26 protein-coding genes are annotated in these 24735 nt (G+C 31.2%); 23 read left to right on the top strand and 3 right to left on the bottom strand.

What is annotated here, in order from left to right:
* The first annotated feature begins 188 nt into the window (after window positions 1-188).
* The 4 genes from Q0X02_RS03470 (at window position 189) to Q0X02_RS03455 (ending at window position 4675) form a co-directional block, all read left to right on the top strand.
* Window positions 189-500, top strand: coding sequence for a nitrous oxide-stimulated promoter family protein (locus Q0X02_RS03470; protein ID WP_297811603.1), 312 nt, complete (start codon window positions 189-191; stop codon window positions 498-500).
* Window positions 490-2217, top strand: a complete 1728-nt coding sequence (locus Q0X02_RS03465; protein WP_297811600.1) for an ABC transporter ATP-binding protein/permease — start codon at window positions 490-492, stop codon at window positions 2215-2217. The genes Q0X02_RS03470 and Q0X02_RS03465 overlap by 11 nt, the downstream gene beginning before the upstream one ends.
* A gap of 1 nt (window position 2218) precedes the next feature.
* Window positions 2219-3868 (top strand): amino acid ABC transporter ATP-binding/permease protein, encoded by a 1650-nt coding sequence (locus Q0X02_RS03460; RefSeq protein WP_297811596.1) that lies wholly within the window; start codon window positions 2219-2221, stop codon window positions 3866-3868.
* A 78-nt stretch (window positions 3869-3946) separates the two neighbouring features.
* Window positions 3947-4675 carry a YaaA family protein gene (locus Q0X02_RS03455; RefSeq protein ID WP_297811593.1) on the top strand — a complete coding sequence of 243 codons (729 nt, stop codon included), beginning with the start codon at window positions 3947-3949 and terminating at the stop codon, window positions 4673-4675.
* Between the two features lie 41 nt (window positions 4676-4716).
* Here Q0X02_RS03455 and Q0X02_RS03450 read toward each other — a convergent pair whose 3' ends face one another.
* Both Q0X02_RS03450 and Q0X02_RS03445 read right to left on the bottom strand, forming a co-directional pair.
* A complete protein-coding gene (locus Q0X02_RS03450; RefSeq protein WP_297811590.1) occupies window positions 4717-5562 on the bottom strand; it encodes an AraC family transcriptional regulator in 846 nt (281 codons plus the stop codon).
* On the bottom strand, window positions 5555-5977 hold the full coding sequence (locus Q0X02_RS03445) for a Fur family transcriptional regulator (protein ID WP_297811588.1): 423 nt from the start codon (window positions 5975-5977) through the stop codon (window positions 5555-5557). Before Q0X02_RS03445 ends, Q0X02_RS03450 begins: the two co-directional genes overlap by 8 nt.
* 119 nt (window positions 5978-6096) lie before the next feature.
* On the opposite strand from Q0X02_RS03445, the gene uraA reads away from it, so the two are divergent.
* The 17 genes from uraA to Q0X02_RS03360 all read left to right on the top strand — a co-directional run bounded on the left by uraA (window position 6097) and on the right by Q0X02_RS03360 (window position 22483).
* The gene (uraA, locus tag Q0X02_RS03440) at window positions 6097-7353 is read left to right on the top strand and encodes a uracil permease (RefSeq protein WP_297811585.1); all 1257 of its coding nucleotides are present in this window, start codon (window positions 6097-6099) and stop codon (window positions 7351-7353) included.
* An 80-nt stretch (window positions 7354-7433) separates the two neighbouring features.
* Complete coding sequence (locus tag Q0X02_RS03435; RefSeq protein ID WP_297811583.1) at window positions 7434-8135, top strand: response regulator transcription factor; 702 nt, start codon at window positions 7434-7436, stop codon at window positions 8133-8135.
* The gene (locus Q0X02_RS03430) at window positions 8128-9015 is read left to right on the top strand and encodes a sensor histidine kinase (protein ID WP_297811580.1); all 888 of its coding nucleotides are present in this window, start codon (window positions 8128-8130) and stop codon (window positions 9013-9015) included. The genes Q0X02_RS03435 and Q0X02_RS03430 overlap by 8 nt, the downstream gene beginning before the upstream one ends.
* Window positions 9016-9107: 92 nt before the next feature.
* Window positions 9108-9872 carry an ABC transporter ATP-binding protein gene (locus Q0X02_RS03425; RefSeq protein ID WP_297811577.1) on the top strand — a complete coding sequence of 255 codons (765 nt, stop codon included), beginning with the start codon at window positions 9108-9110 and terminating at the stop codon, window positions 9870-9872.
* A complete protein-coding gene (locus Q0X02_RS03420) occupies window positions 9862-11814 on the top strand; it encodes an FtsX-like permease family protein (RefSeq protein ID WP_297811574.1) in 1953 nt (650 codons plus the stop codon). Before Q0X02_RS03425 ends, Q0X02_RS03420 begins: the two co-directional genes overlap by 11 nt.
* A 94-nt stretch (window positions 11815-11908) precedes the next feature.
* A complete protein-coding gene (locus Q0X02_RS03415; RefSeq protein WP_297811571.1) occupies window positions 11909-12934 on the top strand; it encodes a molybdopterin-binding protein in 1026 nt (341 codons plus the stop codon).
* Window positions 12931-13566 carry a phosphatase PAP2 family protein gene (locus Q0X02_RS03410; protein WP_297811568.1) on the top strand — a complete coding sequence of 212 codons (636 nt, stop codon included), beginning with the start codon at window positions 12931-12933 and terminating at the stop codon, window positions 13564-13566. Before Q0X02_RS03415 ends, Q0X02_RS03410 begins: the two co-directional genes overlap by 4 nt.
* Before the next feature lie 96 nt (window positions 13567-13662).
* On the top strand, window positions 13663-14292 hold the full coding sequence (locus tag Q0X02_RS03405) for a phosphatase PAP2 family protein (RefSeq protein WP_297811565.1): 630 nt from the start codon (window positions 13663-13665) through the stop codon (window positions 14290-14292).
* A 10-nt stretch (window positions 14293-14302) separates the two neighbouring features.
* Complete coding sequence (locus tag Q0X02_RS03400) at window positions 14303-14749, top strand: GatB/YqeY domain-containing protein (protein WP_297811563.1); 447 nt, start codon at window positions 14303-14305, stop codon at window positions 14747-14749.
* Window positions 14749-16146 (top strand): beta-Ala-His dipeptidase, encoded by a 1398-nt coding sequence (gene pepD, locus Q0X02_RS03395; RefSeq protein ID WP_297811560.1) that lies wholly within the window; start codon window positions 14749-14751, stop codon window positions 16144-16146. Before Q0X02_RS03400 ends, pepD begins: the two co-directional genes overlap by 1 nt.
* 49 nt (window positions 16147-16195) lie before the next feature.
* The gene (locus Q0X02_RS03390) at window positions 16196-17332 is read left to right on the top strand and encodes an efflux RND transporter periplasmic adaptor subunit (RefSeq protein WP_297811556.1); all 1137 of its coding nucleotides are present in this window, start codon (window positions 16196-16198) and stop codon (window positions 17330-17332) included.
* A gap of 4 nt (window positions 17333-17336) precedes the next feature.
* The gene (locus tag Q0X02_RS03385) at window positions 17337-18020 is read left to right on the top strand and encodes an ABC transporter ATP-binding protein (protein WP_297811553.1); all 684 of its coding nucleotides are present in this window, start codon (window positions 17337-17339) and stop codon (window positions 18018-18020) included.
* Window positions 18010-19215: an ABC transporter permease gene (locus Q0X02_RS03380; RefSeq protein WP_297811550.1), complete on the top strand. Its 1206-nt coding sequence runs from the start codon at window positions 18010-18012 to the stop codon at window positions 19213-19215. The genes Q0X02_RS03385 and Q0X02_RS03380 overlap by 11 nt, the downstream gene beginning before the upstream one ends.
* A gap of 87 nt (window positions 19216-19302) precedes the next feature.
* A complete protein-coding gene (locus tag Q0X02_RS03375; protein WP_297811548.1) occupies window positions 19303-19896 on the top strand; it encodes an aminodeoxychorismate/anthranilate synthase component II in 594 nt (197 codons plus the stop codon).
* Complete coding sequence (locus Q0X02_RS03370) at window positions 19883-21211, top strand: anthranilate synthase component I family protein (protein WP_297811545.1); 1329 nt, start codon at window positions 19883-19885, stop codon at window positions 21209-21211. The genes Q0X02_RS03375 and Q0X02_RS03370 overlap by 14 nt, the downstream gene beginning before the upstream one ends.
* Window positions 21208-21936: an aminotransferase class IV gene (locus Q0X02_RS03365; protein ID WP_297811543.1), complete on the top strand. Its 729-nt coding sequence runs from the start codon at window positions 21208-21210 to the stop codon at window positions 21934-21936. The genes Q0X02_RS03370 and Q0X02_RS03365 overlap by 4 nt, the downstream gene beginning before the upstream one ends.
* Before the next feature lies 1 nt (window position 21937).
* Window positions 21938-22483, top strand: coding sequence for a glutathione peroxidase (locus Q0X02_RS03360; RefSeq protein ID WP_297811540.1), 546 nt, complete (start codon window positions 21938-21940; stop codon window positions 22481-22483).
* Between the two features lie 43 nt (window positions 22484-22526).
* Here Q0X02_RS03360 and Q0X02_RS03355 read toward each other — a convergent pair whose 3' ends face one another.
* Window positions 22527-23636 (bottom strand): S41 family peptidase, encoded by a 1110-nt coding sequence (locus Q0X02_RS03355; RefSeq protein ID WP_297811538.1) that lies wholly within the window; start codon window positions 23634-23636, stop codon window positions 22527-22529.
* Between the two features lie 188 nt (window positions 23637-23824).
* Here Q0X02_RS03355 and Q0X02_RS03350 point away from each other — a divergent pair, with 188 nt between their 5' ends.
* Together Q0X02_RS03350 and Q0X02_RS03345 are read left to right on the top strand one after the other, a co-directional pair.
* The gene (locus Q0X02_RS03350; protein ID WP_297811535.1) at window positions 23825-24100 is read left to right on the top strand and encodes a hypothetical protein; all 276 of its coding nucleotides are present in this window, start codon (window positions 23825-23827) and stop codon (window positions 24098-24100) included.
* Between the two features lie 44 nt (window positions 24101-24144).
* Window positions 24145-24645 carry a ferritin gene (locus Q0X02_RS03345; protein ID WP_297811532.1) on the top strand — a complete coding sequence of 167 codons (501 nt, stop codon included), beginning with the start codon at window positions 24145-24147 and terminating at the stop codon, window positions 24643-24645.
* Window positions 24646-24735 lie beyond the last annotated feature (90 nt).

The raw sequence follows: 24735 nt of genomic DNA, 5'->3' as shown, positions 1-24735 counted from the left end.
ATAATATTTATTTACTATGCTATTATTTTAGTAGTATTGATCTAAGTTTGAAGGATAAATGAAAAAATTTTTTATCAGATTTAGTTATTTAATTTTTGAACTATTTTAAAATATTGTTTTTTATTAAAAATCGCTTTTAATTAGAATTTTTTAAATATAAAACTTTATACTTGGAAAGGGACTGCTCAATGAAAATTACGATAGATTATAAGAAACAGTTATTGGATATGATGTTTGATATTTACATAAAAGGCCATAACAGTGAAAAAGATTCGATGGAAAGCCTAAGGCTGTATTCTCACAATAGATTGGAAAATTGTCAGAATAAAGATAAAAGAAATTTTTGTTCATCATGTTCAATTCGATGTTTCAGCAAAAACAGAAGAGAAGATATCAAGAGAGTTATGAAATATTCAGGGCCGAGGTTGGTTTTTTACAGACCATTAGCTCTTCTCAGACATACATTTAATCACTTTTGGAGGAATTTAAATGATAAATAAAAGACTTATTGCTATGATGAAAGATTCAACAAAATATGTTTTGTACACTGTTTTATTAAACTGGATTGGGCTTGTATTTAATGTTATTTTTGTAATAACGATTTCAGGCGTTATTCAAAATATTTATGAAAAAAAAGAAATTGGAGACTCATTTTACATTTCTTTGGTTATTATGATTTTGACAATAATTGTAAGGTATTTTACAAGTTATAATAGTCATATTCTATCGCAGAAAGCATCTGTTATTGTGAAAAAAGAGTTGAGACATAAATTATACGAAAAATTACTTAGCTTTGGTACATCATATAACAAATTCGTAAACACGTCAGAATTATTGCAACTTGCAGTCGATGGAATAGAACAACTTGAAATGTATTTTGGTGGATTTTTACCTCAGTTTGGATATAGCATTCTTGCACCAGTTACTCTATTTGCGGTACTTATGTTTTTTTCGCCAAAGGCAGCTTTGGTGATGATAATAGCAGTTCCGTTGATTCCATTATCCATAGTAGCAATTATGAAATTTGCAAAAAAACTTTTGGGAAAATACTGGGGAAATTACGCAAGTTTAGGACAGACATTTCTTGACAATGTAGCTGGTCTTACTACATTGAAGATATATCAAAGAGATTACGACTACGAGAAAAAAATGGACAGGGAAGCTGAAGATTTCAGAAGGATAACGATGAAAGTTTTGAGTATGCAGTTAAATTCCATTACGGTAATGGATGTAATCGCATTTGGAGGAGCTGCAATTGGTTCTATCATATCAATAGTTCAACTTGCAAATGGTCAAATTTCACTAAAATCTGCGATTATTGTGATATTACTTGCAGCGGATTTCTTCATTCCACTAAGGCAACTCGGTTCGTTTTTTCACGTATCAATGAATGGTATGGCAGCGAGCGATAAAATATTTAAAATACTTGATTCTAATATTGAAGAAAGAGGGGATAGAGAGTTTCCGAGAGAACTATCTTCTATTAAATTTGAAAATGTGGATTTTTCATACGATGGTAATAGAAACATAATTAATAATTTGTCTTTTGGTATAAGTTCCAATTCTATTACTTCTTTTGTTGGAGAATCTGGTTCGGGAAAATCAACTGTTGCATCTCTTCTTCTCGGTATAAACAAAAGAGATTCCGGAAAGATAACGTATGAAGATACCGAGCTTTTCGACATTAAAGAATCTGATTTAATGAAAAATGTGACGATGGTTTCAGCTAACAGTTATATTTTTAAAGGCAGTCTGAGAGATAATCTTTCTATGGGAGATGTAGATGTATCAGACAATGATATGTTTAATATACTGAAAAAAGTAAATCTCTATGATTTTTTCGAATCTGAAAACTCATTGGACACAAAAATTAACGAAGCGGGCTCAAATCTATCAGGTGGACAAAGACAGAGATTAGCAATTGCAAGAGCCATACTAAAAGATAGCAAAGTATATATTTTTGATGAGGCGACATCTAACATAGACTTGGAAAGCGAAGAAATAATAATGAATCTGATAAATGAAATTTCAAAAGACAAAATTGTTGTGTTGATTTCTCACAGACTTGCAAATGTTACTTCATCAGAAAAAATTTACGTTTTGAAAAACGGAAATATTATAGAGCAAGGTTGCCATAAGCAATTAATCTCGAATGATGGTTTGTATAAAAAGATGTTCACAGAGCAATATAAATTAGAAAATCTAGGAGAAATATAATATGAGAAGAAGTGGATTTAATATTATGATGAAATTGATAACTCTTGTAAAACCGCTAATAGGGTTTATGTTTCTGGCAATAATAGCAGGAGTTATTGGGAATTTGGCTGCAATTTTTATCCCTGCATATTCTTCTTATGTAATAGCGAATATTGTATCAAGAGCAGTTCAAATTAATTTGAATATGAGCTTCATATTGTTGTTAGTGCTGGCGATTTCACGAGGGTTTTTGAGATATGCAGAGCAGTTGTGCAACCACTTTATCGCTTTTAAGCTTCTAGCTATAATAAGAAATAAAGTTTTTAGAGCGCTTAGGAGACTTGCGCCAGCAAAGCTAGAAGGAAAAGAAAAGGGAAATCTTATTTCTCTTATTACAAGCGACATAGAACTTCTTGAAGTTTTTTATGCACACACTATATCGCCAATTTTTATAGCTTTTATCACAAGCGTTATAATTGTTTCGATTTTATTCGCATACAGTGTTAAGGCTGCGATTTTTGCGATGATTTCATATTTAATTGTTGGGCTATTTCTACCTCTTTTTTCTTCAAAAAGTGGCAAGAAGGAAGGGTTGGAATTGAGAAATGAATTTGCAGATTTAAATTCATATCTTTTGGATTCTTTGAGAGGAATGAAGGAAGTGATACAATACTCTTATGGAGAAAAAAGACTCGACTACATTGATGAAACGACTGTTAACCTCAATAGAAAACAAGAACGCATAAAAGTTTTTGAAGCACAAAATAGGGGTTTTACGACATCGATTGTTGCACTTCTTGGTCTTATTATGTTTGTAATTATGAAAAACGAAATGGTAGCTATCTTTGATATAAATAAATTAATTGTAGTAACAGTTATTTTTATGTCGAGTTTTGGGCCGGTGATAGCTCTTTCAAGTCTGTCGGCAAATCTTAGAAGCACTTTTGCCAGTGGAGATAGAGTGCTAAACATACTTGAAGAAAAACCTCAAGTTCTTGAAGTTTACGACCAAAATAAAACGTATTTTAGTGATTTGAAAATTGAGGACATAACTTTTAGCTATAATGATGAGATTATTTTGAATGATTTCAACCTCAGTTTAGAAAATGGCGAAAAATTAGCGATTTTTGGGAAAAGCGGCTCTGGAAAATCGACTCTTTTGAAACTTATAATGAGGTTTTGGGATGTCGACAAAGGCAAGATTAAAATATCGGACAGAAACATCAAACAAGTCAACACAAAAGATTTGCGCGATATAGAAAATTATATGACCCAAGAGACGTATCTTTTTCAAGGTAGCATACTAGAAAATATTAAGATAGCAAAAAAAGATGCGAGTTTGAATGAGGTGATAGAGGCTTGCAAGAAAGCATCGATTCATGATTTTATTTGCTCGCTTAAAGATGGATATGAGACAAATGTCGGAGAACTCGGAGAAAAATTGTCCAGTGGTGAAAAGCAGAGAATTGGTCTAGCAAGGGTTTTTTTACACGATGCGCCATTATATATCTTAGATGAGCCAACTAGTAATTTAGATGCGTTGAATGAGGGCATTATTTTAAATGCGATTTCGAAAGAAGAAAACAAATCTATGTTAATAGTGTCTCACAGGAAATCTGCGTTGAATATCGCTGATAAGACTATTGAGATAAAGACAAAAAGAAATTCGTAAAGATTTGATTGAGTAGATGGAAAATTCTTACGAGCGATTTTATCACGAGTGATTTGAAAAAATGAACAGGAACGGATAATGAAAATAATAATTTCTCCAGCTAAAACATTTAAAATTAAGAAAATGAAATTGAGCAACAAAGATTTGCTATTTGAGAAAAAGACAGGAAAATTAGTGTCTATGTTAAAAGGCAAAACGCTTGAAGAACTAAGAAATACTTGGAAGTGCTCTGAAAACATAGCAAATGAAGGTTTTGAATTATACGATAAATTTGAGTTATCACCAAAAGGTTGTGCAATAGCAAGTTTTTGTGGACTTCAGTATCAGTATATGGATATAGAGTCTTTTAATCGGGACGATATTGATTTTCTTGAAGAACATTTGAGAATAATGTCGGGGCTTTACGGGATATTGAGGCCGTTGGATGAGATTTCCAAATACAGATTGGATTTTGAAGACAAGTTTATCAATATGTATGAATATTGGGAAAAAGAAATAAAAGACCATTTTAAAGGAGAAGATATAATTGATTTGGCATCAAAAGAGTATGGAGAAAATATCTATAAATATTTTGATAAAATCCCTTTGAAAATTGATTTTAAAGAAGAAGTATGTTCAAACGGGAGCGTTAAGCTAAAAACGAAAGCCACTTCGTCAAAAATTTTACGAGGAAGAATGGTGAATTTTATAGCGAAAAATAAAGTTAGAGACACTGAAAAATTAAAAGAATTTTCTTGTGATGGTTATTTTTATTCTCAGAAGCAATCAAAAAATAACAGGTTTGTATTTGTGAAATCATTGAAATAAAAAAACAGGGTAGAATCTTTGCTATAATTATTCTACTCTGTTTATTTTTTTATTTTTTTTATTTTTGTTTTGTATTTATTTCTGTAATCATTTGGAGTTACTTTGACTACTCTTCTAAAAGCTTGGTCAAAATAAGATTGGGAATTAAATCCACATAATTTGGAAATGTCGCTTATTGGTTTGTTCGAAGTCTTCAAAAGTAGCTTTGCAGAATCCATTCTTCTTTTAAGCAAAAATTGCATTGGCGTTTTCCCGTAGTGATTTTTAAATTCGTGAATGAGATGTGATTTTGAGACCATAAATTTTTCTGAAATTGAGTCTAATGTTATTTCTTGATTAAAATTTTCATAGATATAATTTTCAACATTTTTAGTAAAAGAGTCTTGAGCTGGGTCATCCATTGTAAATTTCAAATCCCCACGTCGTTGGACTTCTGTTATAAGTATACTTACCAAACACGAGCAAACTCTTTGATATCTGAACCTCTTGTACTTCGCTTCATCCAAAATTTTGTTGATATAGTGCAAAATTACCATTTCTCTGTCGTTGATGTGGTTGTGTTTTATGCTGAGAACTGCCTTGTCTTTTTGCTCCGTATCAAATGAAACTTCAGATATTGCAAGCGTGTAAAATTCAAATGATTCAGACTTCGAAATCTCTTTTATAGTACTTTCTTGATACACAATCAAAAAATCAAATGGTTGTATATAAATCTTTTCTCCGTTTACTTCAAATGTTCCGCTTCCCTTTAAACAGTAATATAGGTGATGAAAAGGAAGGATTCCGCGTTCAATTTGTTCATTCATTTCGAGAGTGGTCTTGGAAATGTATAACAATTTGATGTACAAATCATCTCTCGGTTCTATTTTGTAAAACTCGCTATTCATTTTCTTTATCCAAACAATCCTTGCATATTCCGTTGAGCATCACGTTTGTAGAGTCAATTTTGAATCCACTCAAGTCACTCGATTCTATGTAATCCTCTATAGAAAAATTGTAGATTTTACCACATTTATCACATCTAAAATGTCCATGAGTTTTTGTTGTAATATCGTAGTGCAATTCGATATTGTCGATATTAACTTCCGAAACAATTCCTCTTTGTACAAAAATCTTGACTGTGTTGTAAACAGTAGTTCTTGATAGTGTAGACATTTTTGGCGACAAAAATCTGTAAATGTCGTCAACGGTTGGATGTATTTGATGATTTTCCAAATAATCTAGTATTACTATTCTCTGATATGTAGGTTTTATTCCATTTTTTACTAATTTATTCTTTAAATAATTTTCCTGTCTTTCCATAATAAAATCCTTTCAAATATCGATATTTATTATATCAGCTTAGAGTATAAATCGTCAAACTACTTGAAATTAATTTCAGTTCAATGTAGAATATATAAGAAAAAAATTCAGGAGGATTTATGAAAAAAATTATTGGAGTAGATGAAAAAGTATCTCCTAAGTTGTTGCTTCCACTTAGTATCCAACATACCTTTGCGATGTTCGGCGCTAGTGTTTTAGTACCAATTGTTTTGGGGATTAATCCTAGTATTGTTTTATTGATGAATGGTATAGGAACGTTGTTGTTTATTTTGATTACACAAAAAAAAGCACCTGCTTATTTGGGAAGTAGTTTCGCTTTTTTAGGACCTGCTACAATTATAATTGGGCAATCGGGATTTAGATATGCTCAAGGAGCTTTCGTTGCGATAGGACTTATTGGTTGCATTCTCGCATACATAATTTATAAATTCGGAACGGATTGGATTGATGTGGTTTTGCCGCCGGCTGCTATGGGAAGTGTAGTAAGTTTGATTGGATTCGAACTCGCACAAGCCACAGTGTCTGGAGGGAAAATTGGTGCGAATATAATGACTAATACAAGAACTACAAAAGACCTTATTGTTTTCTTGGTTACATTGTCAGTTGCCATACTGGGTTCTGTATTGTTCAAAAAATTCTTGGCTACAATTCCAATTTTAATCGCAATCATAACAGGATATATTGTAAGTGTTGCTTTAAAAATGGTAGATTTCACACCGGTTATGCAAGCATCACTATTCACAATACCTAAATTTCAATTTCCAATTTTTGACATCAAATCAATTGTTACGATGTTGCCTGTAATCTTGGTAATAACAAGTGAACACATTTCACACCAAGTTGTAACCAGCAACATTATCGGAAGAGATTTGTTAAAAGAACCTGGACTACACAGATCTATTTTTGCTGACAATTTTTCGACGGCTTTGTCAGGATTGATAGGTGGTGTTCCTACAACAACTTACGGAGAAAATATCGGAGTAATGGCAATTACAAAAGTTTATTCAGTGTATGTAATTGCGGGAGCTGCGTGTATATCTATTTTAATGGCATTCATTGGACCATTATCAGCACTTATTTCATCAATTCCAGGAAACGTAATCGGCGGGGTAACATTCCTGCTTTACGGAATGATTGGCACAAGTGGAATCAGATTATTGGTAGACCAAAAAGTAGATTACTCACAATCCAAAAATTTAATATTAACTTCTGTAATATTCGTAACAGGACTTTCAGGATTGAAGATAAACTTCTTGGGAGTATCATTATCAGGAATGGTTTTGGCATCAGTCGTTGCAGTGGTTTTGAGCTTATTATTCTATGTATTTGATAGAATGGGAATAATGAACGATTAGTAAATAAAATTAGTGGACTTCTATTAGTTCACTAATTTTTTATTGCAAAAATAGCAAAAGTATCATTTTAACTTTAGTTTATGTATAATTTTAGTATGAAGGTTTTAATTATAGAAGACGATAAAATAATTTCAAATTCGCTAAAAAAATATTTAGAAAATTGGGAATACGAAGTGTTCACAAATTCTGGAATAGATATTATGGAGGATGTCAAAAACATAAAGCCAGATATAATATTGATGGATATTATACTTCCTAGTTTTAATGGATATTTTTGGTGCGAAAAAATACGAAATACAACAGACATTCCAATAATTTTTATATCCTCAAAATCAGAAGATTTGGATATCATAATGGGAATGCAGATGGGAGCAGATGATTATATCACCAAACCATTTAATTTTGATGTACTAATGGTGAAAATCAACGCCGTTATGAAACGATATTACGGCAATAACATCATCAAAAGTGTTTTGGAATTTAAGTCAGTCGTGCTTTTTGTAAATGAATTCAGATTGGAATTCAACGATGGGAAAACAAATCTTACGAAAACAGAAATGCTAATTTTAAAATCGTTATTCGAAGCTAAAGGTGAAATAGTAACAAGAGAAAAATTGATGGATCAGTGTTGGCAAAATGATTTTTTCATTGATGATAATACATTGGCCGTGAATATCAACAGAATCAGAAAAAAATTAAACAAACTTGGCTTGGATGACTTTTTGTTGACGAAGAAATATTCAGGATACTATTTAAATGACGGAAGTAATCAAAATGAATAAATTAATGTGTTTTTTGAAGAAAAATCTCAATTCGATTTTGTTTTTTATTTCAATAAACGCTATTTATTTTATAGTCTGTTATTTGAACAATGTGGATATAAGAGTGTTTGTCCAGGGATTTGAAATATGTTTGATAGTATTTTTTATTTATTTGGTAATTAAATACTTTGATTTTCAAAAAGAATTATCAAATGATGAGAAAATTAAAGAGTTGGAAATGCGAATTGAAAACATTAGAAATGACTACATTTCATGGCAAAAAGATATCCAAGAATATTTTTCTATGTGGGTGCATCAGATTAAAACCCCAATAACTTGCTTGGAAATTCTGACAGAAGATAATACAGAAATAAAAATGCAACTTAAATCGATCGACAATTACACGAATATGGCTATAAATTATTTGAAGCTTAATTTGCACGAAAAAGACATGGATATAAGTGCTGTAGATGTAGACAATTTACTTAATATGTTGATAAAAAAATACTCGCTTCTGTTCATTAATTCACATATAAGCCTGGATTTTAGAAAAAACGGATTAAAATGTATCACAGATAGCAAATGGCTAAGTGTTTTGTTGGAACAAATTCTCTCCAATGCTATTAAATATTCCGAAAACTCTCAAATCATTTTAGATTCTTTTAGGAAAGATAATTCTGTTGTGATTTTAATAGAAGATCACGGAATAGGGATTCCAGAAGAAGATATCAATAGAATTTTTGATAAAGGATATTCGGGATTTAATGGAAGATTAAAACAAAAATCGAGTGGTTTGGGATTGTATTTGGCAAAATCTATCGCGGATAAACTGGACATTAGATTGAAAGTAGATTCTACTGTAGGTCAAGGTAGTAAATTTTATATAATTGTGAATAACTAATCTTACGATTTTGTAAGATTGAATGATTTTTGTTAGTTTAGATAAATGCTACTTTTTCTAAATTCATTTAACATATAGTTATGGAGGGTGTTATGAATATTTTAGAATTAAACAACATAAGAAAAGTATACAAAACGAAAAATGTAGAAACAGTAGCATTAAAAGATGTGAATTTTTCTGTAGAAAAGAATGAATTTATAGCGATAATGGGAGAATCAGGTTCTGGAAAAACAACTTTACTAAATGTAATATCAACATTAGATAAGCAAACTAACGGCAAGGTAGTATTAAATGGCAAAGATATTTCCGCATTAAAAGAATCGGAAGTTGCAAAATTTAGAAGAGAAAAACTTGGATTTGTATTTCAAGATTTTAATTTATTGGATATTTTCTCGAACAAAGACAATATATTTTTGCCAATGGTACTTTCAGATTATAAGCCAAAAGAAATGGAGAAAAGATTATCTGAAATTCAAGGTTTGTTAGGAATTGAATCTTTTGTGGGCAAATATCCTTATGAGGTTAGTGGTGGACAAAGACAAAGAATTGCGATTGCAAGAGCTTTGATTACAAAACCGGATTTGATATTGGCAGATGAGCCGACAGGTGCATTGGATTCAAAATCATCAGATATGATACTTGATCTATTCACAAAAATTAATAAATTAGGACAAACTATATTGATGGTAACTCACTCTGTGAAAGCAGCTTCGTTTTCTAACAGAGTAATATTTATAAAAGACGGCGTTGTGTTCCATGAAATTTACAAGGGTAATAGCGACAACAAAGAATTTATGGAGAGAATTAATGAATCATTGACTGTTATAAACAATCGAGGTGTAGATAATGAATTCTAAATTATCTACGAAGTTCGCGCTCAAAAACTTAAAAGCTAACAAAATCGTAAATATTCCATATATTTTGTCAACGAGTATTATGGTGGCGATTTTGTTTATTATGATATCTCTATTAGATAACAAATACGTTATGCAAAAAGACCAATTTGGAACGATAATAGTTTTCGGATCAATTATTATTGCGATATTTACATTTGCAATTATTATGTATGCGAATAGATTTTTGGTAAAAAGAAGGTTTCAGGAATTTGGATTATATCGTGTTTTTGGATTGGAGAACAAACACATAAATAGAATATTGTTAAAAGAAAAGTCGATATTTTTTGTGATTATTTCAATCCTAACAATTGTTTTTGGTATCACATTGGGAAAAGTATTGTTCTTAGCCGTAGGGAAATTGATGCGAGAAAATTTCAATGTTATGCAGTTTGGAATTTCAATCAAAGCGGTTATATTAACATTGATTTTTAACTTTGGTATTTGCATTATAACTTATATATTCGATATCGTAAATATAAAATCTGCTACAACTAGGGATTTATTTGCGAAAGGACAAAAATCGGAATCTGAACCAAAAGTCAATGTAATATTTTTCATTCTAGCAATAGTTTTAACAGCAATTGGTTATTACATCGCGTTGACAATCGAAGGAAGCTTGGAAAGTTTGTTGATGTTTTTCGTAGCAAGTCTACTTGTACTATTTGGAACGTACTGTGGATTTGTTGCAGTAACTATTTTTGTACTAAAAATGATGAAGAAAAACAAGAATTTCTTCTACAAATCGAAAAACTTCATCACTGTGTCTGGTATGCTTTACAGAATGAAATCCAATGCAGTAGGGTTAGCTAGTATTGCGATTTTATGCACAGGAGTTGTAGTATCATTGTCGACTACAATGGCTATCTACAACAGTGCAGAAAAAGTTGTGGATTCAACTGTGAACCGAGATTACAAATTGACAGGAACCATTACACCGGATAAGGATTTTTCCCAAAATACCGGAAAAGAAAAGTCCAGATTAAAAAATTTAGTCACAGAAAAAACAAATCCTAAAAATGATTATTATCAAGTTAGTACGATGATATTTGCAAACCTTGAAGGCAATAAATTCTCTAAAATGGGAAAGAATAATACGCATCCAATCTATATTATGATTCAAACATTAGATTCGTTCAATAATAAATTTGGCAAGAAATACACTCTTAACAACGGAGAAATTTTATTAAATTCAAATTACATGAAATATTTGACATCAAATAAGATAACATTGGGAAGTGCTGATTACAAATTCAAAAAAATCAACGAGATAGAAGGAAGAAATATTGGTGTGGATATGTTCTACGTCGTTGTAAAAAACGATGAGGATTTGGTAAGATTTTGCAATGATTTCAGAATGCCTACGGACAATGAAGTGGCAAGTAAACCTTTGGACGTGGAGGTATCTTACTTTTTAGATTCGGACAAAAAACTAGATGGAAAAGAATTTATCTCCAAAGACAGTTCTCTTCAATTTGTATCAAGAAAAGAAACAAAGTCAGCTGTGTACACTATGTTTGGAGCGTTCTTATACATTGGTTTCATCATAAGTTTTGTTTTATTAATTGGAACTTCGATAATAGCTTATTACAAGCATTTGTCAGAAGGAATTGAAGATAGAAAAAACATTCAAACAATGAAAAAAGTCGGACTCTCAAACAAAATGATAAAAAAGACATCATCGCAACAAATTTATTGGATGTTCTTTTTACCGCTTTTTGTGGCAGTAATTCACTCAGCAATAGCATCTAAAATGTTGTATCAATTGTGTGGATTTTTCGGAATAAGAAATATATCTGAATTTGCAATTCCATTTTCTATTTGCGTTGCTATAATAATCGTCGTGTATTTTATAATATTTAAAATAACGAGCAATGTCTACTATAATTTGGTAAGCGAAGAATAAAATTGGAGGAAAATCCAGTTTTTTTTTCGTTATGTGTTTTTAAAAATAATGATTTCGTGATAAAATAGGGGTATCAAATAGAAGGGGTTTAAAAATGAAAGTAGTTAGAACAGAAGATGCGGTAGGTCACATCTTACCACACGATATGACTAGAATTGTAAAAGACGTGGTAAAAGAGAGAGCCTTCAAAAAAGGACACGTCGTTACAGAAGAAGATATTCCTGTTTTGTTGAGCATGGGCAAGGAACATATTTATGTTATGGAATTAGACGATGATGATTTGCACGAGAATGATTGTGCAATTATTTTAAAAGATATTTGCATCAATGAACATATGCACTCATCTGATATAAAAGAAGGCAAGATAGAAATAATATCTGATGTGGATGGGTTTTTGAAAGTCGACAGAGATAGATTATTCAGGTTAAATTCGATTGATGATATTTCAATTGCAACTGTTCTTGGAAATCAACCTGTCAGAAAGGGACAAAAAATCGCTGGAATGAGAATTATTCCGCTTTTCACAAAAGAAAAAGTCATGGACGACGCGAAGAAAATTATGAACGGAGTTCCTATTCTGGAAATCATTCCGTTTGATACAACTAAGAAATGCTCAATTATTACAACGGGCTCTGAAGTTTACAAAGGTCTTATCAAAGACCAATTTGGACCTGTTTTAAAACAAAAAATGAAAGATTACAATTGCGAAGTTGTAAGTCATGTGATTGTCGACGATAATAGCGACAATATTACACGAGAAATCAACAAAGCTTTGGAAAATAAATCCGATATTATTTTGGTTTCTGGTGGAATGAGCGTTGACCCAGATGATATGACACCGAAAGCTATAAAAGATTCAAAGGCAGAAGTGATAACTTATGGCTCACCTGTACTACCGGGTGCGATGTTTATGTTGGCCTACAAAAACAACACTGCAATTATGGGGCTTCCAGGCTGTGTTATGTTCAACAAATCAACGGTATTCGATATAATCTTGCCTTATATTTTTGCAAATATTAAAGTAACGAAAGATATGATTAATAGTTTGGGTTATGGTGGATTTTGTATGCAGTGTGATGACTGTCACTTCCCAAATTGTGAGTATGGAAAGGGATTATGATTGGAAAAGTTTTAAGTAAGAAGAAATTTTATATTTCTGTGTTTATAATTATAACCACTGTGGTTTTTGGGATTTTTATAAGGAAAAAATCTGGACTTATATTTGAACCAGGCATAATGAAATTTGCACAATTTATCACAGATAATTTTTTATTTAATATTTTTAAATTGTTCACTTTGCTTGGAAATTTCAGCACATATATTTTTATTTTGGCGATTTGCCTTGCCTACTCAAAAAAGATAGGCAAAAATTCATTTTTTACGACAACATTTTTGTCTTGTTTGATTGGATTTTTGATTATGAATTTGTACAAGTATAGTTTTTTGAGAATAAGGCCGCAAGAATTTTTCAAGATAACTCAAGGCGGTTACAGTTATGTAAGTGGTCATAGCTTGGTAAGCACGAGCTTTTATTTTACTCTGAGCTATCTTTTAATCAGCATTAAAAACGAAAAATTTATTTATCTGAGAATAATTCCATTTGTCATTGCGTTTAGCAGACTTGTAGTTGGAGTACACTGGCCTACAGATGTGATTTTTGGAATGCTATTGGGCTATGTGTGTTATTTAATCACGATTTATGTCTTTGAAAATCACATTTTTAAAATGAAAAATTTAAATTATGAACTATGATTTGTCGTAGTTCATTTTTTATTGTAAAATTTGGCACTATACATTTGAACTTTATTGGTATAAAATTTAAGTTAAGAAAAAAAGAAAGGAATAAAAATGAACAAATACGATTGGTTTGTAGTAATATTGACATTTGTCCTGTTAATCGTCACTTTTTTTATGGGATTTGTTATTTTGAAAGAACAAGAGACAAATTGGGACAGAAAATTAAAAGAGCATTTTAACGATATGGGACAAAATTCTCTGGTTACTATGATGGCAAAAGTTACTAAATTTGGAAATGTTGAAACACTTATGATGATAAGTATTCCGATTGTTTTTTTTACAGTGAGTCAACATAATTACGTTTCTGCATCTGCAATTATAATGAGCGTGCTCTTGAGCGTGATTTCAGTTCACACACTTAAATTTGTATTTAGAAGAAAAAGACCTAAAATAAACAAAGGAATAAATTATTTTGGTTATTCTTTCCCAAGTGGGCATTCTTGTGTCAGTATGAGCTTTTATTTGACGATAGCTTATGTGCTAAGCTATGGTTACAAATTCTTCTTCGTGACGATGCTACTTGCGATTATTTTTGCATTTATGATAGCTTTATCGAGAGTGGTATTGGGAGTGCATTGGTTCACAGATGTAATCATAGGGATTTTTTTAGGGCTTATATGTGCATATTGGTCTATTTATATGTTTAGAATGAATTATTATTTTACATTTATTTTTGGATAGGAGAGATATTATGAGTATTATTGAAAAATTGAGAAAAGATAAAATGTTAGCGATGAAAAACAAGGATAAGCTAAAATCAGGTGTTATTTCCTTGATAATGAGCAATATTTTATTAGAACAAAAAGAACAAAAGAGGGATTTAACAGAAGAAGAACAATTGGCGTTTGTCAAGAGAGAATTAAAACAAACTATGGATACATTGGAACAAACACCAAAGGATAGAGTAGAAGCCATAGAAGAAACTAAGCAAAAAATCGAAGTAATAAAATTGTACTTGCCAGAACAAATTTCTGAAGATAAATTAAAAGAAATTATAGAAAAATTTATGGAAGAAAATAATCTTGAAAAATCAAACAAATCAAAAGGACAGATTATGAAATTTGTTATGGGAGAATATGGTAAGGTTACTGACGGCAAGACTGTAAACAAAGTTGTATCAGAAATTATAGGTGCGTAGTGGACAAAGAAAAAGTATTGGATTATTTCAGAGATTTCTCCAAGCTCAACAGATGTTCAAAACACGAGGAGAAAATCTCTGAATATCTTGAAAATTTTGCAAAAAAAAATAATTTTAAGTGTAAAAGAGATAAATTTAACAATATTTATATTAAAAGAGAATCAGATGAAAGCTTAAAAGATGTAGGTGGAATAATTCTGCAAGCTCATATGGATATGGTATGCGTTTCTGATGAAAATTATGATTTTGACAAAGGGGTAAAAATCATCGAAGAAGATGGCTTTATGATGGCAGATAAGACTTCTCTTGGTGCTGATGATGGGATTGGACTTGCAATTGCTATGGCAACTTTGACATCGCCTTTGAAGCTTCCACGAATCGAGGTAGTGGTAACTACAAGTGAAGAAGTTGATATGAGTGGTGCATTGAATTTTAATTTTGAATTGGAGGGCAAATACTTCATAAATATTGATTCTGAAAATGATAGAGAGCTTATCGTCGGCAGCAGCGGCGGAGAAAATGTAAACGTAGATATTGAAAAACACTTTACATCTGAAACAAAATCAAACTTCTATTCGATTTCTGTAAAGGGATTGAAGGGCGGCCATTCTGGTATGGAAATAGATAAAAACCACCAGAACGCTATTAAAGTTGTTTTTGAATTTATTGATAAATTAAATGATTTTTATATTTGTGATGTAGAGGCTGGGACAAAGGACAATGCGATTCCGACAAATGCATATGTAATTATATCGACGGATGAAGATGCCGATTCAATCATAGCAAAAGCCGAAGATTTTATATCGAAATTGTCTCTTGAAGATTTTGATAAAAATTTGAAATTAATTGTCGAAAAAACAAAAGCTCAAAAATGTTTGGACCAAAAAACAACTGAGGATTTTGTGGATTTGGTATTAAATTTAAAAACAGGCGTCGTAGCTTACATCGAAGGATTGGACAATGTTGTTCAGACGTCTTCTAATTTGGCAATCGTAAATTCGACTGAAGATAATTTTGAAGTAATTTTATCGACCAGGTCGTCAGACCACGACGAATTGAAAAACTTAAGAGAGGACATAAAAACAGTATCATCAAGATGCGGTTTTAAAGCTTACGATTACAATTATTATCCAACATGGGAATTTAAAAAAAATTCGAAGTTAATGGAGATTGCAAAACAGGCTTACAGGAAAGCAACAAATTCTGAAATAGAAGTAAAAGTTATTCATGCGGGATTAGAATGTGGAGTTTTTTCGGAAAAACACAAACACATTGATTGCATTTCAATAGGACCTACTATTTATGATGTTCACACTACAAAGGAAAGATTGGACGTTAAATCACTTGAAAGATTTATAAATTTCTACGAAGAAATGATAAATATGTTGACTAAATAGTTATGCTGTATTACAATAGTATTACAGAGAAAACAATTTAGGAGGACGTATGAAAAAAAATAAAAAATTCATCGTGGTTTTTTCGATAATTGCGATAATTTGTATAGGAACTTTGGCGTACAGAATTGTAAACACAAACAAAAAATCATCTTCAAAGTACAGTTTGTACACAGTTAGTGAAGACAGCGATTTGGTTTTTAGTGCTATTTCAAAATCTGATGAATCGCAGCAAGTTTTCAACAATCAATCCTATGGCGATGTTGAGAAATTTTATGTTAAGGACGGGCAATCTGTAAAAAAAGGAGATTATTTGGTTAGTTTTGTCAACAAGGAAGTTGGAAAACAAATCGAACAGGCAAAAATGCAACTTGACCAATCAAAAAGCCAAGTTTCTTACGCTTTAGAGGATAGAAACACAGCGTATGAATCTTACAATAAATTGATTGAGCAATACAACAAAAGTTTTTCAGATGAATTGGAAACACAAATAGACCAAATGAAACCTTCGATTAATCAAGCACAAAGAGCCTACAAGCAAGCTATTGACCAAGTTAATATGCAAAAAAAACAGCTTGATGATTTAAGGGATTCTTACAGAAAAACAATCAAAGCGAATGTAGCTGGAACTGTCAAAGTCAATGAAAAAGATGTTAATAACCCAATGAGCCAATCACCCATTATTGAAGTTACAAGCAGTGACAATGTAATTGAAGGTAATATTTCTGAATACGACTACAATAATTTAAAAGTCAATGATAAGGTTGAAATAATTCCTATCAATGGTGCTGAAAAAACTACAGGAATTGTTACGGAGATTTCAAATTCACCTGAATCTTCAATGGGAAGTGTAAATCCGAACCAAATGCAAAACTTCGGAGACTCACAATCGAGCAATTCTTCTAATTTTGTTTTCAAGATTAAAACAGAAAAGCCGGTACACGTTGGTTTCAATGTTCAAGTCAGAAAAAAATCTAAAAATATTATAATAGGCAAAGATGTTGTCAAGGAAGAAAATTCAAAATTTTATGTGTTTGAATATAAAGATTCAAAAGCTGTAAAAAAAGAAGTTCAACTCGAAAAAAATGGTGAATCGTACACAGTTATTTCGGGCTTGAAATCCGGCGACAAGATTATCAACAACGTAGCTGATTTGAAAGACAATCAAGAAATTAAAATAGAAAGTTAAGCCCATGATAGAATTATTTAAAGTAAATAAATTTTACAATTCAGGAGAGAATAAGCTTCACGTTCTCAAAAATGTTGGCTTGACTATTAACAGTGGAGATTTTGTTGCAATAATGGGCGAATCTGGTTCAGGAAAATCTACTCTTATCAATGTATTGGGGTTTTTGGACAAAAATTTTACCGGTACTTATAAATTTGAAGGCGTAGAAATAAGTAAATTTTCAGATAATAAATTATCGGAACTCAGAAATGAAGCTGTAGGATTTATTTTCCAGCAGTTTCAATTGATTCAAAATTATACGATTGTAGAAAATGTTGAATTGCCTCTATTGTATCAGGGTAAATCATACAAATACTCCAGACAAAAAGCATTGGAGGCTCTTGAACTTGTAGGAATAAAAAATCAAGCTGACAAGAAGCCGAAACAACTTTCAGGTGGGCAACAACAGAGAACGGCGATTGCACGTGCAATTGTTCACAATCCAAAATTTATAATAGCTGATGAACCAACTGGAGCGTTGGACTCAGAAACAAGCAGAGAAATCATCCAGTTGTTCAATGAATTGAATAAAAAATTGAAAATAACGATTATAATGGTTACTCACGACAAAAATGTGACTCACAATTGCAACAGGAAATATTTTATGTTAGATGGAGTATTGCAAGAGAGGGACAGCTATGAAGTTTAATGTTTTGTTGAACACTGCCTTCAAAGATATCGTTAAAAATAAAAAAAGGTCTATACTAACAATGCTCGGAATAATAATTGGGATTTCTGCAGTTATTACAATTGTAGCTATCGGTAGAGGATTTCAGTCTTATGTAGTAGATAGTTTGATGGGCGGTCAGGGTAAAGAGTTGAGTGTCGGATTTTATTTTCAGCCGGATAATATGATGGGCTCTGTCGGTGAGAATACTTCTGTTTTTACTGAAAAAAACATAAGAGAAATATCTCAGATGAGTAACGTTATAAAAGTAGAATCTGACCCGGATAAATTTCAAAATAATTTGATGAGTGTGTCAATCACGAAGGAAAAGGGTCAAGTTGAAAATGCTTTTGCAAAGCCGGTTGAAAAAACCGATACGAAAATTTTAAAAGGAAGAGCAATTACTAAACTGGATGGGGATTTGGACAAAAAAGTCGCTGTAATCAGTGAAAAATTGGCGGATGAGGTTTTCAAAGATACCAATCCAATAAATAAAACTCTCACTTACAAAAATGATTATTATGTAATTGTCGGTGTAAAAGAAAATAATTCAGCTGCGAGTTTATTTTCGGTAGGCTCCGATGTAGATTTGCCAAAGGCTACCATTGAATATCGCCAACCAAAAAATAAAAATTCCATCACTATGATTAATGTTGTTTTAAAAAACGGTACTGAGGTAAAGAACAAGGCCAAAGAAATAAAAGAATATCTCGATAAAAATGGCCCGATGAAATCAGCAGGTAGTTATGCTTTTGTTGATATAGCTTCACAAATAGAAGGCATAAGCAAGGTATTGGGCTCGATAACTTTATTTATATCGTTGATTGCTGCTATTTCTCTTTTGATTGCTGGAATTGGAATGATGAATATGATGTACATTTCAGTTGCAGAGAGAATAAAAGAAATAGGAATAAGGAGAGCTATTGGTGCAAAGAAAAAAGAAATTTTGTATCAATTTATGCTAGAAGGAATAATTGTCACAGTCATAGGCGGAATAATTGGATATTTTATTGGTATGATTGCGGCTTTTATCGTTTCAAAATTCTTGCCATTCCCAATAAAATTAGAGTTGTTGCCGGTGTTGATTTCGCTGGGAATATCTTTGGGCATCGGCGTTGTATTCACTTATTCACCAGCGAATGCGGCGGCGAACAAAAATGTAATAGATATTATTTAAAATTCAAAGAGCTTATTATTAATTTGATAGGCTCTTTTTTATTTGCTTTTTAGCGAAAAATAATTTATATTTTTATTGGGTGATAAAATGATTTTGATGATAGACAACTACGATTCGTTTACTTACAACGTCGTGACTTATTTGAAAATTTTAAATGAAGATGTTGTAGTAAAGAAAAACGATGAAATAAATATAGAAGAAATTGTTCGATTAAATCCTGAAATAATTGTTATCTCTCCAGGTCCAAAAACTCCAAAAGAATCTAAAATTAGCTTGGAAATTTTCAAAAAACTGAAAGGCAAATATCCTATTCTCGGAATATGTCTTGGACATCAAGCTTTTGCATTTTCAAATGGAGTTGAAATAGTTAAGGGACCACGACCAATGCATGGCAAAATATCAGAGATTAATCACGATGGTAAAGGGATTTTCAAAAATATTCCCAATCCAGTAAAAATAATGAGATATCATTCCCTAATCGTCGACGATAGTAATTTTGAAAGTGATAAATTCAAAGATATGGTCGTTACATCAAAAACAAAAGATAATATTATAATGGGACTAAGAGATTCTAAAAACAAAATAGAAACTGTTCAGTTTCACCCTGAAAGTGTGGGAACTGATTTTGGATTGAAAATGATTGAAAACTTCTTGGAGGAGGTACGAAATGATTCATTCTAAGAAAATAAAATCAGATATCACTATTTTGGATATTTTGTACAACATAAAAGACAAGAAATTTCCTTTTTTATTGGACAGCGCAAAGGGAAGCTACAATCAAGGCAATAAATCATATATTGGATTCAATCCAGAGATAGTTTTGAAATCCAAGAATAATATGTGTGAAATTACAGGACTTGTCAACAAAAAAATAGAAGATAATCCATTAAATCAACTTAAGATTTTGATGGATGAATACTACTGTGAAGATTGCAATCAATTCGTAGGCGGTGCAGTCGGATTATTGTCATATGATTTTACAAAAAACAATTGTAAAGTTGTTTTGAATTGCGAAAAAAATACGGATGTTTACGATGCTTTTTTCGGAATTTATTTCAAAATTATTGAATTTGACAACAACACGAAAGAATACACTATTTTTTATATGGATGATGTTGATGTTTCTGAATTAGAAGAAGCGTTTATAAAACCTGTCATTGAGGAAAAAGAATACCACACTTGTGAATTGATTAAAACCGTAACCAAGGAGGAATACGCTAAAAGTTTCGATGAAATAAAGACAATGATTGAAAATGGTGACGTTTATGAAGTAAACTTGACTCAGCAATTTATCGTTGACACTACAAAGGATAAGTTCAATATATACAAGAAGCTTAGAAAAGTAAACAAAGCGGATTTTATGGCGTATATGGATTTTGGCGACTATTGTGTACTGTCTTCATCACCAGAAAGATTTTTCGATTGCCAGAACAAAATTGTGCAGGCAAGACCGATTAAAGGAACTATAAGAAGATCTCTCGATGAAAATGAAGATGAAAAATTAAAAGCAGAACTATTGAACAGTCACAAAGATATTTCGGAATTGCTGATGATAGTTGACTTAATGAGAAATGACTTGGCAATGAGTTGTGAGTATGAGACTGTGAAATCAATTAGCAATTATTCACTTGAAACTTACGAAAATGTTCACCATTTGGTAGCGACAATTGTCGGAAAATTAAGAGAAGATGAAGATGTTTTTAGTTTAATCAAAAATATTTTTCCGGGAGGTTCCATCACAGGAGCTCCAAAACTAGCGTCAATTGAAGCTATTGATACAGTTGAAAAATATAACAGAAATGTTTACACAGGTTCTATTGGTTACATTTCCTTTAATCAAAATTGCGATTTTAATATTTTAATAAGAACAATTTTAAAAATAAAAGACCGCTGCTATTTTTCGGGCGGTGGAGCAATAACTTGGGATTCAGAGATGAATAGCGAGTACGAAGAAACTCTTCAAAAATCGAGAAAAGTATACGAGGCCTTGCGATGAACGATGGAATAAAATACGGCAAGGGACTTTTTGAGACGATAAAAGTTGTCGATAAAAAGCCCATTTATCTCGAAGAACATTTAGCCAGATTGGAAAATTCAATGAGATTTCTCGGAATTGATACGCATAATTTGAGGGAAAAAATAAAAGAACAACTCAGTTTAACTGATATGGATGTAGATTGTATTAGAATAATGGTTCTCGATGACAATCAGAAGTTTGATTTGGCAATAACAACCAGAAATACAGACTATTCCGATGAAAAATACAATGATGGATTAAAGCTTAAAATCCTAAAACCACTTAGAGATAAAAACAATCCACTGATTTTTCACAAGACGAACAACTACTTGCTCAATGATTTTCTTCACAAAGAAGCTAAAAAACAAGGCTTTGATGAAGGGGTTTTCTTGAATCAAGACGACAATGTCACAGAAGGAACTTATACAAATATTTTTTTCATAAAGAAAAATGAATTTATAACACCTCCTGTGGAAGATGGCTTGTTGAATGGAATTTACAGAGAAAAACTGATAGAGTTTTTGATTGAAAATGGCTACGAAATAAAAATAGAATCGATTAAAAAATCAGAAATAAAAAATATGGACTGCTGTTTTGTGACAAACTCATTGATGGAAATGCGATTTGTAAAACAAATAGACGATGTTTTCTTCAAAAAAGTGGAACTATTTGACCAGGTTTCAGAAAAAATGATAAGGAGTTAAAATGAAAAGTATATATGATTTTGTAGTAAAAGATATGAATGGTAACGAAGTTAGCTTAGAACAATACAGAGGCAAAGTTTTGTTGATTGTAAACACAGCAACAGGATGTGGATTCACACCTCACTATGAGCCACTTGAAGCTATGTACAAAGAATTTAAAGATAAAGGATTTGAAATTTTGGATTTCCCTTGTAATCAATTTGCAAATCAAGCACCTGAAAGCACAGGGGATATTCACAATTTCTGCACAATGAAGTTTGGCACGGAGTTTACGCAGTTCGACAAAATAGATGTCAACGGCAAAAATGCACAACCTCTATTTGTTTTTCTAGCTAATGAAAAACCTTTTGAAGGTTTTGGCAAAGGGTTGAAAAATATGGCACTAAATCAATTCGCAAAGCTCAACAACAAAAAATTCGGCGAAAAGGCATATATAAAATGGAATTTTACTAAATTTTTAATTGACAGAGAAGGAAATGTAGTAGAAAGATTTGAGCCAACAGTGGATATGAAATTAGTCAGAGATAAAGTTAAAAATATTTTATAAAGCAAAACAACGATTAATTAATTTTTAATTAATCGTTGTTTTTTTAATTGATTTGCGACAATAAATGTTTGACAATTTCATCTGAATCATCCAACTTAATCACAGGATTTGTTCCTTCTTCTTCATTTGTGCTTCCATCTTCATTTATTCCCTGACCGAGAGGGAGTTGAACTAAAAATCCAGTATTTGGAAGTGAGATGTAAGTGTGAACAATATTCAAACCATTCCCCGAAGTTGTCTCGCCAACTGTAGATGCAAATCTAGTGCGATTAGCTATTTGGCATACAAAATCTGCGCTGTTTTTTGTATTTTTGTTTTGCAGAATATAAACATCACGCTCATTTGTATTTGAAGCATTGACCTTCAAATTGAAAGTCGTTATGTATTTTATATCCTTTGAATTATCTTTTATTTTTAAATTTGATGAATAATTTGTAGTCTTGAATGTTATGTTGTTTTTAGCTAAAAGTTTTTTTGAAATAATAGGGTGTGTTTTGTTTGCGACCTTAAAATCAACATTTATACTAGATTTTAATAAAGGCTTAATAACAACATTCAAGGCGTAATCCAAATTTTCCGACTCGTTGTCTCTTAAATCTACAATTATCTTAGATTTCTTCTTGTATTTTTTTAGGATATTTGTAAAAATTTCAGCATCCTTGTCGACATTAACAGAATCAAAATCAGAAATCTTAACATAAATGGCATCCTTGTACTCTTTTACATCTAAAGCCCTGAAATTTTTACTAGGAAAAATATTTTCTAAATTTTGATATCTTTTTGCAGATAAATTATTTATTATTTCATTTTTATTTTCTTGTAATAAAATTTTATTAAAAGTATATTTATCTACAATTTTTACATTTGATTCATATAAATTATCTAAAATATCATTGTACAGACCACACACTTGTTGACTAGTCAAATCCTTCTTGTTGCTTGAGTAAGCTTGCTTGATTTTCGACTTAAAATTTGGCTTTAATGATATGAAATCAATATCATTGTATTTGATTGTCTGGTTTAAATTCATATAAGAACTATCTAACTTGTTGCACAGCACATCAAAATCTCTGAGAGTGTAATTTTGTGGAATGTTTTCACGATAAATAGCCGGCCTTGAATTTATATATTTGAGTACAAATAATAAGAACATTAAAAAGATAATAAAACAAAAAGCAATTCGAATAATTTTATATCTTTTGGCTGTATTTGTATTTTTATGTAGATTTTTCATCTTAAACTCCTTTTTTTATCAGTATAATATAAAAAAAACATATGGTCAATTGAATAAAATAATTATAATTGGGTATATTAGTATCAGAAGAGAAAAAGGGGTTAGTTATGAATAATGTATTGCTTATCAACAGAATAATTCCAAAAATTGACGATGACAGAATTTGCAATATCACATTTGTTATTGCGGATATGCACTTACAAGAAGTGCATGACAAGATTATCAAAATAATAGGCTCATCTGAATACATGGATTTAAACAACACTGAAATAAACTACAATGGGTTTACAACCAATCAAAAAGCTAAGCTAATACCAGAAATTATGAAACAATTGGTTGAAAATAATTTGAGAGTTTATGGAGTGTATGATTTATATTCCTAAAATAAGCTCATTATCATAATAACAACAGTTAAACTAAAAGGAGAATGAAAACTATGAACAGAGAAGAATTATTAAAGAAAATCGATGAACAACTAGTATTTGAATTACAATCAGGATATGAATACAAACAAATGGCTTCTGAATTTAATGAAATGAATTGGGAAGGATTTGAACATTTTATGGAAAAACAAGCTGATGAAGAATATGAACACGCTGAATTTTTCAAACATTGGTTACAACAAATGGGTATAAAAATTATCTACAAAACAATTGAAGGACCAAAAGCAGAATACGACAAAGATGTTTTGAGTATTTTCAAAGCAGCATTAGCTCACGAAAAAGAAGTTACTAGAAGAATAAGAGAATTATTCGATGCAGCACAAGAAATCAAATTCTATGAAGTTTATACTTTATTACAAAAATTTATAGACGAACAAATTGAAGAAGAAGATACTTTCGAAACAATAATTGCAAAAATCGAAAGAACAGAAAACAGCAATGCAGGTCTTGCAATTTTAGACCACGAATTGGGACAAAGACAATAATTTCAGATTTATTAGAAATCGACTCTTATGAGTCGTTTTTTTGTGCACTTAAGTGTGTTGAGCGAACGAAGTGAGCGAAACAAAAAACCA

This window comes from uncultured Finegoldia sp., from assembly GCF_947252345.1.
Classification (GTDB): Bacteria; Bacillota; Clostridia; order Tissierellales; family Peptoniphilaceae; genus Finegoldia.
This window is presented reverse-complemented; position numbering and strand designations above follow the sequence as displayed.